Below are 15,487 nucleotides of genomic sequence, written 5' to 3'. Positions count from 1 at the left end.
CCACCAGGCACACCCCTGGAAGCACCGCACCCACCTGCCCTTCCGTGCGGTCGGGCCCGTCGGACGACCATCACACCCGACCCCGTGTCCCGCCCGCCGTCGAGCCCTGCCTCCCTCGCCTCACCCCCGTTCCCCGCCCGTCGACTCCACCGCCGAACCGCCGACCGCCCACAGCGCCGTGCCCATGATCCCCGGCACGGTGAGCACCGCCGCACCGAGCGCCACCCAGACGCACGCCGCGACCGGCACCACCGGCACCGCCGATCCCGTCACTGCCAGGCTGAACGCCCCCGAGGCCGCGCCCGCCACCGCCGCACCCAGCAGCACCCCGATCGCCGTGGTCAGGGCCGCCTCCACGGAGAGCATCCGCAGCAGCTGCCCCCGCGTCGCCCCGACCAGGCGCAGCAGCGCGAACTCGCGGCGCCGGTCGGCGGTGAGCGCCACCAGGGTGTTGACCGTGGAGACCGCCGCGAAGCAGACCAGCAGCCCGAGTTCCATCTCGCGCAGCCAGACGTCGCTCTCCTTGGTGACGGTGGCCGCGGTACCCGTCGCCCGGGCGACGTGCTCGGCGGTGCTGGTCAGGATCAGCATGGTGCCGGAGAGGCCGACGAGCAGCGCCACCGGCACCACCGCCGACGAGAGCCGGGCCGCGTAGCCGCGCAGGTTGGCGTCCGCCAGCCAGCCGGCCCGGGACCCGAGCGCCCGGGCCGGTGCACCGAGCACGGCTGCCAGGACCCGCGCCGCCACCGGCCCCAGCAGCCCGACCGCGACCAGCAGCACCAGCGAGCCGAGCAGCGAGGCCTGCCCCGCCTTGTCCGGTTCCCCGGCCGGACGGCTCGCCGCCAGCCGCAGCAGCAGCCCGCCGCCCGCGAGCACCGCCAGCCCGGCGAGCACCCTCGGCACACCCGTCCGCCCCGGCCCGCCCGCGCCCTCGGTCAGTGCGACGGCCGGGGCGGGCCGGGTGATCCGGCGGGCCGCGACGGCGGTGGCCGCCAGGCCGACCAGCAGGGCCACCGCGAGCCCGACCAGCGCCGCCACCGGCGCCCCGGGTATGTGCAGCCCGGGTGCGGCCATGCCGCGCCGCTGAAGCGCGGTGAGGAAGGCCCGGGCGGCGAGGAAGCCCGCCAGGCCGCCCGGCACGGCCACCAGCAGGGTGGTCGCGGCCACCTGCGCGCGCACCACCCGGCGTATCTGACGGGGCGTCGCCGCGACGGTGCGCAGCAGGGCCAGGTCGCGGTGCTGCTGGCGCAGGGTGAAGCCGAGCGCGTTGACCACGACGAACACCGCGACCAGGACGGCGATCTCGCCGAACGCCCCGGCGATCACCACCAGGCCCGGTCCGGACACGGGCGCCCGCGTCACCGCGGCCGGCGCCGTGACCTGCGCGGCGACCAGCGAGCCGAACAGCGTCACGGCCGCCACCGCCAGGAACAGTGCCGTTCCCAGTCCGGCGAAGGAGGCCGGACGGCGGCGGATCTGCCCCGCCGAGAGGCTCAGGACAGGACTGCCCATCACGCTCACCCGCCCAACCGGCTCAGCCGCTCGCCGACCTGCGCGGCCGTCGGCCTGGTCAGCTCGTCCACCAGCAGGCCGTCGGCCAGCAGCAGCACCCGGTCCGCGTACCCGGCGGCGACCGGGTCGTGGGTGACCATCACGCACGTCCGCCCGTCGGCGTCGACACCCGCGCGCAGCAGTTCGAGGATCTCCTGCCCGGTGGCCCGGTCCAGCGCACCGGTCGGCTCGTCGGCGAACAGCACCTCCGGCCGGGAGACCAGCGCCCGGGCTATCGCCACCCGCTGCTGCTGTCCGCCGGACAGCTGCCCGGGCCGGTGCCGCTCGCGCCCGGCCAGCCCGACCCGGGCCAGCGCCTCGCGCACCCGGGCCCGCTCCGGTGGCCGCCCGGCCAGCCGCCCGGGCAGCTCGACGTTCTGCGCGACCGTCATCGCCGGCATCAGGTTGAAGGCCTGGAACACGAACCCCACCCGGGTGCGGCGCAGCTCCGCCAGCCGCCGCTCGGGCAGGCCGGACACCTCGGTGCCGCCCCACCGCACGCTGCCCCTGGTCGGGCGGTCCATCCCGGCCAGGCAGTGCAGCAGGGTGGTCTTGCCGGAGCCCGACGGCCCCATCACCGCCGTGAACGTCCCCGGCGCGAAGCCCACCGAGACCCCGCGCAGCGCCCGTACGGCCGCCGTGCCCCGCCCGTACTCCCGGTGCAGCCCGGCCGCGCTCAGGGCCGCGCCCGTCACCCCGTCGTACGCCGCCGTGGCGGCGGCTGTCGTCATCCCGTTCATGCCCTCCATCGTGGGCGTCCGGGGCCGGGAGATCGATTGTGCTGGCACCCGAATCCGGGGTTCGGAAAACCGAACCCCGCAGGTGGTGCTACACCCCTCTGGCCGGGCGCGGGGCCGGCGGGCCCGGGCGCGCGCTCTCCCGGCCCGCCCCGTTCCGGCCGTCCCCATCCCCGGCTCCCCACCCCGGCTCCCACCCCCGCCTACCGGTCCGGCCGCCCGACGGGCGATCATGACCCGGTGACCATCGACCTGCTGCCCGGCCGAGGCGTCCGGCTGCCCGCCCCGCTGCCCGAGCTCCGCTTCGGGCTCACCGAGGCGGAGGTGCGTACGCTCCTGGCCCCGCACGGCGAGCTGCTGCCCCACGGGGTGCGGGACACCTTCGTCTGCGGCTGCCGGTGGGCGCTGTTCCTGGAGCTGCCCGGGGTCGGCGTGACGCTCTGCGCGGACGAGCGCGACCGCCTCGGCAGCGTCGTGGTCGGCCGGAACCCGAGCGACGACCGGCCGGCCTGCCCGGTCGGCTACCACGGCGTCGACCTGCTCGGCTGGCCGGCGCACGAGCTGGTCGAGGCGCTGCGCGCCGAGGGCCTGCCGGTGCCCGACCCGGTCGGCGGCAGCCTCCGCCACGACACGCTCCACCTCCACCGCGCACCCGGCGCCCGGCGACGGCCGGCCGCTCCGGGCCGCAAGCCGCGCCACCCGGAGCCGTTCACCTTCGACGTCGTCTCCCTGTCCGCCCCCACCACGTCCGCCGAGGCCACCGCGTGATCCCGCTCCCGACCGGCACCGCCGCCGGACCGCACGACGCCGCCTTCCTCCCCCGCCGCCGGCTGTCGCCGCGCCCGGCGCCCGGGGCCGTACCCTCTGGCGCTGCGGGCCCGACGGTGAGCGCACCCCGGTCGAGTACCACCTGGACCTGGCACCGCTGTCGGACGACGTGGACCGGGCGATGGACCAACGGGCCGCCTTCCAGCGGTACCTGCGCGACGAGGGCCCGCAGGTCCCGTTCCCGGACGGCGACCACGCGCACGACCACCTCGGCGGAGACCCGTCCCACCCGAACGGCCGGGCCCGGCTCCCGGCGACCTGGCGGTACCTCGTCGCCCTCTCGGACGCCCCGGACGAGGGCGATCCGTACTTCCTCGACTTCGGTTACGGCAACGGCTTCGGCTTCCTCGGCCCGGACGGCCTGGAGGGCCGCTTCTCCTGGGAGTCCCGGTAGCCGCGCCCGCCCTCCGCTCCACCCGTACCCCATCCACCCACGGGAGTCACCATGACCACCACGCCCCTGACCGTCGCCGTCCTCGGACCGGGCGGCGTCGGCGGACTGATCGGCGGGCTGCTCGCCCGCGACGGCCACCGGGTCGTCTGCCTGGCCGGCGAGGAGACCGCCGCCACCGTCGCACGGGACGGACTGCACGTCCGCAGCGCCCGGTTCGGCGAGTTCACCGCCCGGGTCGAGGCCGCGACCGAACTGCGCGAGCCGGTCGACGCGGCCTTCGTCACGGTCAAGGAGACGGCGCTGGCCGCCGCGCTCGACCGGATGCCCCCGGAGGCGCTCGGCACCGGGATCGTGGTGCCGCTGCTCAACGGCCTGGACCACATGGCACTGCTGCGTGAGCGCTACCCGGCCGGTCGGGTGGTGGCCGGAACGATCCGGGTAGAGGCCACCCGGACGGCGCCCGGGCGGATCGAGCACACCAGTCCGTTCGCCACCGTCGAGCTCGGCGCGACCGCCGAACCCTCCTCCGCCGTCGCCGAGTTCGCCGAGCGACTTCGGCACGCCGGGCTGGACGTCACGCTGCGCGAGGACGAGACGGCGATGCTCTGGAGCAAGCTCGCCTTCCTCGCGCCGTTCGCCCTGCTCACCACCCGCCACGCGAGCGGGATCGGCACCGTGCGCACCGAGCACCGGGCCGAACTCCTCGCCGTCCTGGACGAGATCGGCGCCGTCACCCGGGCGGTCGGCGCACCGGCGGACACGCAGACCCTGCTCGCCTCCTTCGACCGCATCCCCGGGACGATGAAGTCCTCGATGCAGCGCGACGTGGAAGCCGGCCGGCCGACCGAGCTGGACGCCATCGGCGGCGCCGTCCTGCGGGCGGCCGACACGCACGGGGTGGCCGTCCCGACCATCGCCCGCCTGGTCCGCGACCTGTCCGCGCCCGCCGACCAGTAGCGCCCGACCGGGCGTTCACCCCACCGGCCACCACCGGCGGGGTGAACGCCGCGAAGACCTCGGAAACTGACGGAACATCATCTCCGGTCACTGGTGAAGACCTTCCCCACGGCTCACGCGCTCCTCCGGAACATCCGTACGGCGGACGGGCGTTGACACGACGGGAGGGATAGAGACATGACAAGGAAGCCGTACCGTCTGGCCGCCACCACGCTCGCACTGCTGCTCGCGGCCCCGTTGTTCACCGCCTGCGACGCCGACCAGGCCCTCGACTGCGGGAAGCGGGCGATCAGCCTCACCGGCGACGTCCAGGACCTCGCCGATTCGGCGGTCAACGTCGGACAGCTCGCCGACGAGAGCCGCCGCACCCACACCGTCGAGGCCCTGCGGAAGGTCGCCGAGGACGCCAAGAAGATCCGCCAGGACGGCGGGGGCAACGTCGACGCGGCCGCCGACCGGCTCTCCAAGGCCGTCAACGACGCCATCGACCGGGTCGCCAAGGGCAAGCAGCCCGACTTCAGGCCGATCACCGCCGCCGCCGGCGACATCGGGAAGGCCTGCGCCGACGCCTGACGCACCGGGCGCGCTCCCCGCTGCCCGTTCCATCTGCTCCCGGCCGACGCACCGGCCCGGCCGGGAGCGCACCACCCGTACACCACGCCTGGTACGCCACCTCGGCCGAGGGCGGGAGCGCCGCACAAGCCCGTGCGTTTCGGCGAGGGCGGCGCGGCGCAGCTCCGGTCCGGCCGCGCGACGGTGCGGTCGGCGGTTCAGGCGAGTTCGTGCCGGGCGCCGTCGGCGACGGCGTGGAGCTTGTCGGGGTTGGCCACGTTGTGGATGGTCCGGATGCGGCCTTCCGGGTCGAAGTCGAAGGTCATCGTGGCGACCACGCGGTCCGGGCCGCGGAAGACCAGTCCCGGGCCGCCGTTGATCCAGGTGAGCTCCGCCCGCATCTGGTCCGGCTCGATGCCCTGGTAGGTCGCGGTGCCGAGGGCGGCGAACCAACCGGCGACGGTCTCCAGGCCGACGACCGGCTTGAGGGCCTGGCGGACCTTGCCGCCGCCGTCGGTCCACAGCGTCACGTCCGGGGAGAGCAGCTCCATCAGGGTGTTGATGTCGCCGCCCGTCGCCGCCGCGAAGAACCGCTCGGTGACGTCGCGTTGGCGTGCGGGGTCCGCGGTGAAGCGGGGTCGGCGGGCCTGGACGTGCTCGCGGGCGCGGTGCGCGGCCTGCCGCACCGCCGCCTCCGAGCGTTCCACCGCCTGGGCGATCTCCGCGTAGCTGAAGGCGAAGACCTCCTTCAGCACGAAGACCGCGCGCTCCAGGGGGCTCAGCGACTCCAGGACGACCAGCAGGGCCATCGAGACCGAGTCCGCGGCGGCGACGCCGTCGGCGGTGTCCGGGCCGGTGAGGATCGGCTCCGGCAGCCACGGCCCGACATAGGTCTCGCGCTGGTGACGGGTCGAACGCAGCCGCTCCATCGCCAGATTGGACACGATCCGCGTCAAATAGGACTTGGGGTCGGCGACCTGCGAACGGTCGGCCGCCGACCACTTCAGCCAGGCGTCCTGCACCACGTCCTCGGCGTCGGCGGCGGAGCCGAGGATGCGGTAGCCGACCGAGAAGAGCAGGGTGCGGTACTGCTGGAAGGCGAGCTGGTCGGGGTCGGCCTGCTGCGGCTGGGTCACTTGGCGCTCCTGATCCGGGTGTAGCGGCCGCCGTGCGGCCAGAGGGCGCCCGAGGCGGGCATCTTCTTCATGCGGGCGAAGGTCGGCCACGGTGCCGCGGTGACCGTCTCCTTGTACTTGACGGCCCGCTTGCCGGTCAGCACGATCCGGCGCGGGCTGTCGTCGGGGTGGGTGAACTGCACGACGGCGTCGCCGCGGCCCAGGCTGACGGGTGTGTGATAGTAGCCGAAGCGGAAGGGCTTGGGCTCCTTGCCGGCCAGCACCCGCAGGATCGACAGCGCCGCGTGCACGCCGGTGGGCATGCCGCTCTGGCAGGTCCCGTGCATCACGCCGAAGCCCTGACGGATGGCCGCCGCGTCACCCACGGCGTAGACCTCCGGGTGCGAGACCGAGCGCAGCGCGCTGTCGGTGACCACCCGGCCGCGCTCGTCGACGGCCAGGCCCGCGGCCGCGGCCAGCGGGGACACCCTGGTGCCGCTGGTCCACAGCACCGCGGCCGCCGGGACGCCGGAGCCGTCCGCGAGCTCGACCCCGTCCGGCAGCACCTTGGCCACCTCGACGCCGCTGCGCACCCGCACGCCGAGCCGGGCGAGCGCCGCGTCCAGGTGGGCCTTGGCCTTCGGGTGCATGGTCGCGCCCGGCTCCTGCCGGCCCAGCAGCACGACCTGGAGTCGCGGGTGGCGCTCGGCGATCTCCGCGGCGGCCTCGACACCGGTGAGGCCGCTGCCGCCGACCACGACCGTGCCGCCGACCACGACCGTGCCGCCGTCGAGCCGGGCCAGCCGGTCGGCGAGGGCGGCGGCGTCCTCCGGGCTGTTGAGGGTGTAGGCGTGGTCGTCGACGCCGGGGACGGCGGCGGTGTCCGCGATGCTGCCCAGGCCGTAGACCAAGGTGTCGTAGCGCAGCACCCGGTCGTCGTCGATCCGGACGGTCTTCGCCTCGGCGTCCACGGCGGTGACCCAGCCGCGGACGAAGCCGGCCCCGGTGCCGTCCAGCAGCTCCGGGATGTTCATCTCGGCCGTCTCCTGGCCGGTGGCGGTCATGTGCAGCCGGAGCCGCTCGGTGAAGGTGTCGTACGGGTTGACCAGCGTCACTCGCAGGTCACCGCGCTTCCTGCTGCGGGCGGCGAGCTGGATCGCTGCCGAGAGCCCGGCGTAGCCGGCGCCCAGGACCAGGACCTCGTGCTGCCGCTCTGTCGCTGTCGCGTTCATCGCTCTGTCTCCTTCGTGTCGGTCGTTCCCGCCGTGCGGACGACCACCAGACGCGAGCTGCCCTTCCGTTCGTGACATGGAGCCGATGTGACCCGCGTCACGCCACGATGGAGGTCGGGCGCACCCGGGTGGACGCCCCGTCACTCGGGGCCCGGCCGCGCGGGTGTTTCCCCGAGATCCTGGCGCTGGTCGCCGCCGGGCACATCGTGAGCCCGCTCAGTGGTCACCCCTGACAGCCGGTCACCCGCCTTCGTCCGCCTGCGCAGCCGCGTGAATATCCGCCTGGGCACGGCGCCCGGCTCGCGGTACGGTCGGGGTCACGGTTGTCGACGAGGGGGACTGGGCATGCTGCCCGAGGCACTGACCGCGCTGGCCATGACCGGTGGGACGGCGGTGATGACCGCGGCGGGGACCGAGGCATGGGAGGGGTTCCGAGGCCGGGTGGCCGCCTGGTTCGGGCGCGGGGACACCGAGCGGGAGAGAGCCGAGCTGGAGCGGCTGGGTCGCACCGCCGCCGAGCTCGCGGCAGCTGAGGGCGGGCAGCTGGAGCAGCTCCGGATCCGTCAGGAGGCCTCCTGGCAGGCCCGGTTCGAGGCGTTCCTGGAGAACCTGCCGGAGGACGAGCGCGAGCGCGCCGGCGAGGCGCTGCGCGAACTGCTGGCCGAGAGCGCGGCCCAGGCCCAGGTGTCGGCCGGGGCCGGCGGGATGGCGGTCGGCGGAAACGTGCACATCAGCGCCCAGGAAGGCTCGGTCGCCGCCGGTGTGATCCACGGGGGCGTGCAGATCGGCCACCCTCAGGTGCCGGATCCGTTCCAGGGCTGAACGGACCGGCGACGCCGAGCCCGTCACAAGCCTCGCCACCGCCGCCGCTCACAGGCGTGCGGGCGAGCAACCACAGCTTCGCCGTCGGCCACGCCGACCAGGTGGCCTACTACGCCGGCCGGCATGCCCCGGCCGCCTGGCCGCACCGGGTCGGGGCGGTCCCGAACACCGCGCACTGCTTCCAGCGCCGGGCCGTTCTCGACGATCCCGACGCCCCTGCGCGCTGCCGGATACTGGTCGGCGCCGTCGGGGCCGGCAAGACCCAGCTGGCCGCGAACGAGGCCCGCACCGCCTGGCAGGCCGGGCGACTCGACCTGCTGGTCTGGGTCGCCGCCGGCAGCCGCGCGGCGATCCTGACCGCCTACGCCCAGGCCATCGCCGAGATCACCGGTAGTGACCCGGCCGATCCGGAGCAGGGCGCGCGGGAGTTCCTGGCCTGGCTCCGGCCGGGCGGGGCCGGGGAGACGGTTCGCCGGCTGATCGTCCTGGACGGTCTGGTCGACCCCGACGACCTGCGCGGACTCTGGCCGCCGGACCAGCCCGTGGGGCGGACCCTGGTCACCACCTGGCGCCGGGACGTGGCCCGCGAGGGGCTCGGCCGACAGGTGGTCACCGTGCCGTCGTTCAGCTCCGCCGAGGCCTTCGGCTACCTCACCGCGGTGCTCGCCGCGTCCGGCCGGACCGAGCCGCCGGAGCACCTCGAAGCGCTCGCCCGCGAGCTGGGACACCTGCCGCTCGCACTCGCGCAGGCCGCCGCCTACCTGGGCAGCACCGGTCTGAGTTGCGCCGACTACCTGCGCCTGCTCGGCGACGGCGGTCGGCGGCTGGCCGACCTCGTGCCGGACCCGGGCGGACTGCCGGACGAGCAGAGCCTGCCGCTGCCGTACGCCTGGGACCTCGCGCTGGAGCGCGCCGACGCCCTGGCGCCGGTCGGGACGGCGCGGAGGCTGCTGGAACTGGTGGCGCCGCTGGCTTGCGACGGCATCCCGGCCGCCGTGCTGAGCACCGCGGTCGAGTACCTCGACCGGCAGCGGACCGACCGCCCGGCGCAGGACGCGCCGCCGGACGAGCGCGCCGACCAGACGCTCGCGCTGCTGCACCGGTGGAACCTGCTCGACTACGATCCGGCGGACCGGGACCGGTCGGTGCGGGTCCACCCGATGGTGCAGCGAGCCGTCCGCGAGGGCGTGCCCGCGAGCCGGGCCGCAGAGCTGGCCGACGTGGCCGCCGACCAGCTCTTCGTCGCGTCCCGGACGTCGGCGGACCAGGCGAACTCGATGACGTTCTTCCTGGTGCCCCCGAGGGATCAGGCTCCGCACCTGCGTTCGCGCGCCCTCGACTTCCCTCCGGACGTGCTGCGCTCCAACGTCGAGGCGCTGATCCGCAACGCCCCGGCCCTGATGCTGGGCTCCGGCGAGCCCGGGCTTCGGTACGGGTGGGATACCGGCCAGGAGCTGCACGACCTCGTGCTCCGGGTGGGCGACACGCTGGCGGACGACGGCCGGCCACAGGCCGCACTGGACTACTTCGTAGCGCTGCTGCCGACGACGGCCGACCGGTTGGGAGCCCGGCACGAGTCGGTGACGAAGCTGCGCGGCCGGATCGCCCGGCTGCGGGCGGAATCCGGCGACCTCGCCGCCGCGATCGCCGAGTACCGCCGGATGATCGGCGAGCAATTGGCCCTGCTGGCACCGGAGTACGAGCTGTACCCCTCCCAGCGGATCCGCCTGGTCGAGGAGGTCACCGAGCTGCGCTACCGTCTGGCCTACTGGCTCGAACAGGCCGGCGACCTGCCGGGCGTCGCACTCGTCTATCGCGACCTGCTCGCCGATGACGGCTACCTCGCGGCCGTCGGCGGACGGACGGGCCCGCCCGACTTCGCCCTGCGCCGCGCCGCCGCCGAGTGGCAGGGCAGGGCGGGAGACGCGGCCGGGGCAGCGGTCGCGTACCGCCGGCTCGTCGACGAGCAGCTCCGCATGCACGGGCCGCAGGACCCGGGCACCTTCGACACCCGTTTCCGCTTCGGCCACTGGCTGGGCGAGTCGGGCGACGCACGGGGGGCCGTGACCGTCCTGACCGACCTGCTCGACGACCAACTCCGCCTGGAGGCACGCGAGATCGCCCGGGGCACTCGGTACCCGGTGGCCAACCCGTACGCGGTGGCCACCGGCACCGACCGGTCCGCGATCTTCCGCACCCGCGCCGCCCTCGCCCGCCGGCGCGGCCAGTCCGGCGACCCTCGCGGCGCGGTGGCCCTCCTCTCCGACCTGCTGGACGAGCAACTGCGCGTCCTCCGCCCGGACCATCCCGACCTCGCGACCACCCAGCAGGCACTCGCGTACTGGCGGGAACAGTCCCGGCGCAGGGGGTGGCTCCGGAGGAGGTAGCCCTTGCCGGCCGCTTACCCCGGTGGCGGCCGGCGCGGGCAGCCGGGCCGGCGGTCGGAGGCGGTCAGCTCTTTCCAGCGCTGGTGCTCAGTCGTCAACTTCGATGGACGGTGCCTGGTGCGCGGCCGGAACATCGACGGCACTGCCCGCGACCACGGTGGCGTCGGCCGCCGGCAGTACCCCGCCTCGATCCGCGCCTACGTCACGGATGACGAGTCCCGATGGGTGACGCGCTGTACTGACCGCCCTCGCCCGGCCCGGGCGGCTCAGGCCTGCCAGTGCGGCTTGCCGCTGACCATCCGGCAGTAGATCATCCGGCCGCCGGCGTCGTGGGTGCTCCTGCCCAGGTCCGCGGTGCGGCAGAACTGCCCGGCCTCGTAGCAGTTGCCCGCGTTCGAGCGGATCTCGCACCCGGTTCCGGCACCGGCCGCCGCGGGGGGCTCCGGGTCGGTCGGCGGCTGGGCGGTGGTCACCTTCGGCTGCGGCGCCTTGGTGACGGGCGGCTGCGGCTTGGCGCTGGGCTGGGCCGGGGGCTCGGCGGGCGGGGGCGTGACCACCGGCGCCGGGGGCGCCGGCTGGGCCGGCGGGGTGCTGGCCGGGACCGGCGCGGCGGACGTCGCCGGCGGGGTCGTCGGCGCGGACGGGGCCGTGGTGGCGGCGACGGTCGGCGTGGCCGAGGCCTTGGCACCGCCGTCGGCGGCCGACGGGTCGCAACCGGTCAGCGCCAGACCGACGGTGAGGACGAGTCCGGCGAATCCGGCCAGGCCGGCCCGGCGGCGACCGGGTATCCGTGAAGACATGGGAGGAGAACGCTCCGTTCCGTTTGGACGAGTCGTGCGATTGAAACAGGAATCGCACACGCACCGTCCACGGAACCCCCACTCGTTTGCAGATCGAGACCTTCCGGCCACCGAGCGTCGCCACCCCGCGCCGCCCGATCCCCCTGACCGACCGTCAGCGCAGCCCCGCCGTCCGGCGCTCGAACACCTCGGGGCGGGCGGTCTCCAACGCCGTGGAGACCGCGCCGAGGAGCACCGCCTCCTCCCCCAGGAGGCTCGGCGCGAGCGTCGGACGCATCGGGGCGAGCCGGTGCAGGGCCCGCTCCAGCGGCTCCAGGAGCAGGTCCGCGCTGTTGCCGATCCCGCCGCCGAGCACCACCAGGTCCGGGTCCAGGACGGCCGAGAGCACGGCCACCGCGTAGGCGAGCCGCTCGGCCTCCCGTTCCACCGCCCGGACCGCGGCGGCCTCCCCCGCCCGGGCCCGCTCGAACACCTGCTTCGCCGTCAGCTGCCGGGCCGCGGACTCCCCGTCCAGTCCGAAGTCCCGGGCAGCGCGCACCACGGCGTCGGCGGCGGCGTCCTGTTCGATGGTCACGGTCGGCTCGCCGGCCCGCCCGGGCAGCGGGACCAGGCCGATCTCGCCCAGCGCGCCGTGCGCGCCGAGCAGCAGCTCGCCGTCCTTCACCACGCCCAGCCCGAGCCCGGTGCCGACCAGCAGGTAGGCGAACATCCGGCTGCCCCGCCCGGCGCCCAGGGTGTACTCGCCGAGCGCGGCCAGGTTGGCGTCGTTGGCCACCGAGACGGGCGCCCCCAGGCCCTCCGCTATCCGGTCGAACAGCCCCGGTCTCCCCCAGCCGGGCAGACTGCTGGCGTAGCGCACCCCACGACGCTGCTCGTCCCACACCCCCGGGGTGCCGATCACCGCGTGCACGATGTCCCCGGCGGCCGGGCCCGCCTCGGCGATCGCCTCGTGCGCGGCGGCGACCACGGCATCCGCGACGGCGTTCGCCGAGCGCCCCCGGTTGGCCACGTCCCGGCGGGCGACCACCGTCCCCGCCAGGTCCGCCACCGCGACCCGCAGCCGGGCCCGGCCGATGTCCACGCCGAGCACGTGCCCGGCGGTCGGGTCGACCTCGTACAGCACGGCGGTACGGCCGCGCTCGGGGGCCAGCAGCCCGGCCTCGCGGACCAGACCGGCCCGCTCCAGTTCGGCCAGCGCTGCCGAGACGGTCGGCTTGGACAGACCGGTGTCCCGGGCCAGCTGGGCGCGCGAGGATCCGCCGCCGGTGCGCAGCAGCTCCAGCAGCAGCCACTCGTTGTTGCTGCGCAGCCGCTGCCGGTTCCACGGCACTCCGGGGACCCCGGCCGCCCGTCGACTGGTCGGCTGGTGGGGACTCATCGGGTTCCTCCGGTCTGGCTCCGCGGGCGCGGGTCGGGTCGGTCGGTCGACCAGGTCGGTCGGGTCGGTACGGGTCCGCACGGTCCGGTCGGGTCGGTACGGTACGGCCCGGTGGGCCCGGTCCGGCCGGCGGCGTCCCGGGTCGGACGCCGCCGCCCAAGTATGACCGGTGATCATCCGGTGTTCGCCTGCCGTATCCGCACGACCGCGCTTTACAACAACCGTCTCCGGCCAGTCAACGTCTCACCCACCTGTGGGCGTGCCGCACCCGGGCGCGTGATCATGGGTGTACGCACTTCCGGCACGGCAACCGAGCGGAGGGCCCACGGCCCGCGAAACCCGATTCCCGGTCCCCGGCGGCGACCGCGGCAGCCCTCGCCGCGCGGCTCGGCGCGATCACCGGCGGTCACAACGGCGGTCACAGCGGAAGCGATCCCCGGCGATGACAACAGCGGCGACCGGCTCGCCGACCTCGCCACCGTGGACGTACTGCCGCCGTCCCGGCCTTCACCCCGGACGAGGCCGCGCTGCTCAGCGAGCCGGGCGACCCGCACCAGAACCTCTCCCTCGCCTCCCGCTACCTGCCCTCCGGCAGCACCTCGGTGGTCGGCGGCGACTGGTTCGAGACGGTACGGCTGCCGTTCGGCCGCACCCTGCTGGCGATGGGCGACGTCATGGGGCACGGCGTCGAGGCCGCCGTCGACATGGGCCGCTACCGCTCCGCGCTGCGCGACCTCGCCGGGATGGACCTGCCGCCGCACCGGATCCTGCACCGGCTCGACAACGTCATCCCGGCCGACGACTCCGCCCGACCCGCGACCTGTCTGCTGGCCCTCGCCGACCCGGGCCGCGGCCGCTGGACCTTCTCCAGCGCGGGCCACCTGCCGCCCGCCCTGATCGCCCGCGACCGTCCGACCGAGCTGCTGCGCGTCCCCACCGGCCCGCCGCTCGGCACCGGGCTCGGCGGCTACCAGCAGACCGCCCACCCGCTCCTCCCGGACCAGACTCTGCTGCTCTACACCGACGGCCTGGTCGAGCGCCGGGGCGAGGACATCGACGTCTCCCGGGAACGCCTCGCGGCCCTGCGCCTGCCCGCCACCGGGGACCTCGACGACCTGCTCGACGCCGTCCTCGACTCCCTCGCCCCGGCCCAAGCCCAGGCCCAGGCCGCCGAGGACGACATCGCCCTCCTGGTGGCCCGGCCCCGGCAGCGCTGACGGGCCGCCGGGCACGCCCGCGTCCGGCATCCTCCGGAACGCGGGGCAGCCGCCGCGGAAGGGTCCGACCGGACCGCCGACCCGGGCGGACGGGCGGCGGCGTCGAACTCGACGCGGCGCCGGTCCTCCCGGCTCCCCTGCCCCGACGGCTCCCCCTCCGGGCTCACACCTTCGCCAGCGCCCGCTGGAGGTCCGCCCAGATGTCCTCCGGGTGCTCGATGCCGACCGACACCCGCACCGTCCCCGGGCCGATGCCCGCCGCCGCCAACTCCTCGTCCGACAGCTGCCGGTGGGAGGTGCTGGCCGGGTGCAGCACCAGGGTGTGCACGTCGCCCAGCGAGGGCGCGAGCGAGGCGAGCCGGACGGACTCGGTGAACGTCGTGGCCGCCTCGCGCCCGCCGGCCAGGTCGAAGGCCAGGACGCCGCCGTGGCCGTCGGGCAGCAGGCGGCGGGCGCGCTCGTGGTCGGGGTGGGTGGGCAGGCCCGGGTAGTGGACCGCGGTGACCGCGGGGTGGGCGGCGAGCCGGCCGGCCAGGTCGAGCGCGGTCTCGCAGTGGCGGCGGACCCGCAGGGCGAGGGTCTGCATGCCGCGCAGGGTCAGCCAGGCGGCGAACGGGTCGGCGGAGGCGCCGAGTTCGAGCGAGCGCCGCCAGACCTGGTGGTGCAGCTCCGGGTCGGCGAAGACGGCGATCCCGCCGAGCACGTCGGAGTGCCCCCCGAGGTACTTGGTCACGGAGTGGATCACGATGTCCGCGCCGTGCTCGATCGGGCGGCACAGCAGCGGGGTCGCGAAGGTGTTGTCCACCACGCTCACCACCCCGGCCCGCCGGGCGACGGCGATCAGCCCGGGCAAATCCGTGACCCGGGTGGTGGGGTTGGAGACGGTCTCCAGGAACAGCACCCGGGTGCTGGGCCGCAGCGCCTCGTCCACCCCGGCGGGGTCGTCGCCGCTCACGTAGGTGACCTCGACGCCCCAGCGCTCGGTGAGGTCGGTCAGCGCGCTGACGGTGCCGCCGTACAGGCTGCGCTGGGCGATCACGTGGTCGCCGGCGCGCAGCAGGGCGAGCAGCGCGGTGTTGATCGCGCCCATGCCGGAGGCGGTGGCGAGGGCGCCCGTGCCGCCCTCCAGTCCGGCGACGGCCTGCTCCAGCGAACGGACGGTGGGGTTGCCGAAGCGGTTGTAGAAGAAGGCGCCGTCCGGTCCGCCGTGGGCCTCGGTGAGCGCCTCGCTGGTGTCGAAGGCGAACAGGTGGCCCTGGTGCAGCGGGACGCCGAGCGGACGGCTGCCGGTCACCTCGGCGAGCGGCGGGTGGACGACCCGGCTCTCGGGGCGCAACCCGTCGTTCGTACCGGAGGTGGCGTGCGGGGCCCCGTCGGGGTGGAAGTCGTTCATGGCGCTCATCCTCGGGCCGCCCCGGCCCCCCGACCAGGGCCAATCGCCGACAAGTGGCCCTGGTCGGATGGTCGTTCCGGCTCCACTGTCCGGAGGACGCCGACGAACGCCGGGGGCGCGGCCG

At 75.4% G+C, this 15,487-nt stretch carries 14 protein-coding genes; 7 read left to right on the top strand and 7 right to left on the bottom strand.

Annotated elements, in window-relative coordinates:
- Positions 1-120: 120 nt before the first annotated feature.
- Both ACZ7RU_RS15880 and ACZ7RU_RS15875 read right to left on the bottom strand, forming a co-directional pair.
- Entirely contained in the window at positions 121-1,512 is a 1,392-nt protein-coding gene (locus ACZ7RU_RS15880; RefSeq protein ID WP_470341518.1) for an FtsX-like permease family protein, read from the bottom strand.
- A 5-nt stretch (positions 1,513-1,517) separates the two neighbouring features.
- On the bottom strand, positions 1,518-2,282 hold the full coding sequence (locus ACZ7RU_RS15875) for an ABC transporter ATP-binding protein (RefSeq protein WP_470341576.1): 765 nt from the start codon (positions 2,280-2,282) through the stop codon (positions 1,518-1,520).
- Between the two features lie 246 nt (positions 2,283-2,528).
- Between ACZ7RU_RS15875 and ACZ7RU_RS15870 the strand changes: the two genes are divergently transcribed.
- The 4 genes from ACZ7RU_RS15870 to ACZ7RU_RS15855 all read left to right on the top strand — a co-directional run bounded on the left by ACZ7RU_RS15870 (position 2,529) and on the right by ACZ7RU_RS15855 (position 5,040).
- Positions 2,529-3,056 carry a hypothetical protein gene (locus ACZ7RU_RS15870; protein ID WP_470341517.1) on the top strand — a complete coding sequence of 176 codons (528 nt, stop codon included), beginning with the start codon at positions 2,529-2,531 and terminating at the stop codon, positions 3,054-3,056.
- 181 nt (positions 3,057-3,237) lie between these two features.
- The gene (locus ACZ7RU_RS15865; protein WP_470341516.1) at positions 3,238-3,510 is read left to right on the top strand and encodes a hypothetical protein; all 273 of its coding nucleotides are present in this window, start codon (positions 3,238-3,240) and stop codon (positions 3,508-3,510) included.
- Positions 3,511-3,561: 51 nt separating this feature from the next.
- Complete coding sequence (locus ACZ7RU_RS15860; protein ID WP_470341515.1) at positions 3,562-4,467, top strand: ketopantoate reductase family protein; 906 nt, start codon at positions 3,562-3,564, stop codon at positions 4,465-4,467.
- A gap of 177 nt (positions 4,468-4,644) precedes the next feature.
- Entirely contained in the window at positions 4,645-5,040 is a 396-nt protein-coding gene (locus tag ACZ7RU_RS15855; RefSeq protein WP_470341514.1) for a hypothetical protein, read from the top strand.
- Positions 5,041-5,237: 197 nt separating this feature from the next.
- On the opposite strand, the gene ACZ7RU_RS15850 is transcribed toward ACZ7RU_RS15855, so the two are convergent.
- Positions 5,238-6,155: an RNA polymerase sigma-70 factor gene (locus ACZ7RU_RS15850; protein WP_470341513.1), complete on the bottom strand. Its 918-nt coding sequence runs from the start codon at positions 6,153-6,155 to the stop codon at positions 5,238-5,240.
- A complete protein-coding gene (locus tag ACZ7RU_RS15845) occupies positions 6,152-7,366 on the bottom strand; it encodes an NAD(P)/FAD-dependent oxidoreductase (protein ID WP_470341512.1) in 1,215 nt (404 codons plus the stop codon). The genes ACZ7RU_RS15850 and ACZ7RU_RS15845 overlap by 4 nt, the downstream gene beginning before the upstream one ends.
- Positions 7,367-7,711: 345 nt before the next feature.
- On the opposite strand from ACZ7RU_RS15845, the gene ACZ7RU_RS15840 reads away from it, so the two are divergent.
- Both ACZ7RU_RS15840 and ACZ7RU_RS15835 read left to right on the top strand, forming a co-directional pair.
- On the top strand, positions 7,712-8,188 hold the full coding sequence (locus ACZ7RU_RS15840; RefSeq protein WP_470341511.1) for a hypothetical protein: 477 nt from the start codon (positions 7,712-7,714) through the stop codon (positions 8,186-8,188).
- A gap of 56 nt (positions 8,189-8,244) precedes the next feature.
- Entirely contained in the window at positions 8,245-10,575 is a 2,331-nt protein-coding gene (locus ACZ7RU_RS15835; RefSeq protein WP_470341510.1) for a tetratricopeptide repeat protein, read from the top strand.
- 266 nt (positions 10,576-10,841) lie between these two features.
- Here the strand turns inward: ACZ7RU_RS15835 and ACZ7RU_RS15830 are convergent, their stop codons facing one another.
- Together ACZ7RU_RS15830 and ACZ7RU_RS15825 are read right to left on the bottom strand one after the other, a co-directional pair.
- Positions 10,842-11,375: a hypothetical protein gene (locus ACZ7RU_RS15830; RefSeq protein WP_470341509.1), complete on the bottom strand. Its 534-nt coding sequence runs from the start codon at positions 11,373-11,375 to the stop codon at positions 10,842-10,844.
- A 154-nt stretch (positions 11,376-11,529) separates the two neighbouring features.
- The gene (locus tag ACZ7RU_RS15825; protein WP_470341508.1) at positions 11,530-12,753 is read right to left on the bottom strand and encodes an ROK family protein; all 1,224 of its coding nucleotides are present in this window, start codon (positions 12,751-12,753) and stop codon (positions 11,530-11,532) included.
- A 602-nt stretch (positions 12,754-13,355) separates the two neighbouring features.
- On the opposite strand from ACZ7RU_RS15825, the gene ACZ7RU_RS15820 reads away from it, so the two are divergent.
- On the top strand, positions 13,356-13,970 hold the full coding sequence (locus ACZ7RU_RS15820) for a PP2C family protein-serine/threonine phosphatase (protein WP_470341507.1): 615 nt from the start codon (positions 13,356-13,358) through the stop codon (positions 13,968-13,970).
- Between the two features lie 163 nt (positions 13,971-14,133).
- Here ACZ7RU_RS15820 and ACZ7RU_RS15815 read toward each other — a convergent pair whose 3' ends face one another.
- Positions 14,134-15,363, bottom strand: coding sequence for a trans-sulfuration enzyme family protein (locus tag ACZ7RU_RS15815; RefSeq protein ID WP_470341506.1), 1,230 nt, complete (start codon positions 15,361-15,363; stop codon positions 14,134-14,136).
- Positions 15,364-15,487 lie beyond the last annotated feature (124 nt).

The organism is Kitasatospora sp. NPDC114501, from assembly GCF_055633695.1.
Note: the sequence above shows the minus strand (reverse complement) of the source record. Positions and strands in the feature narration are given on the sequence as shown.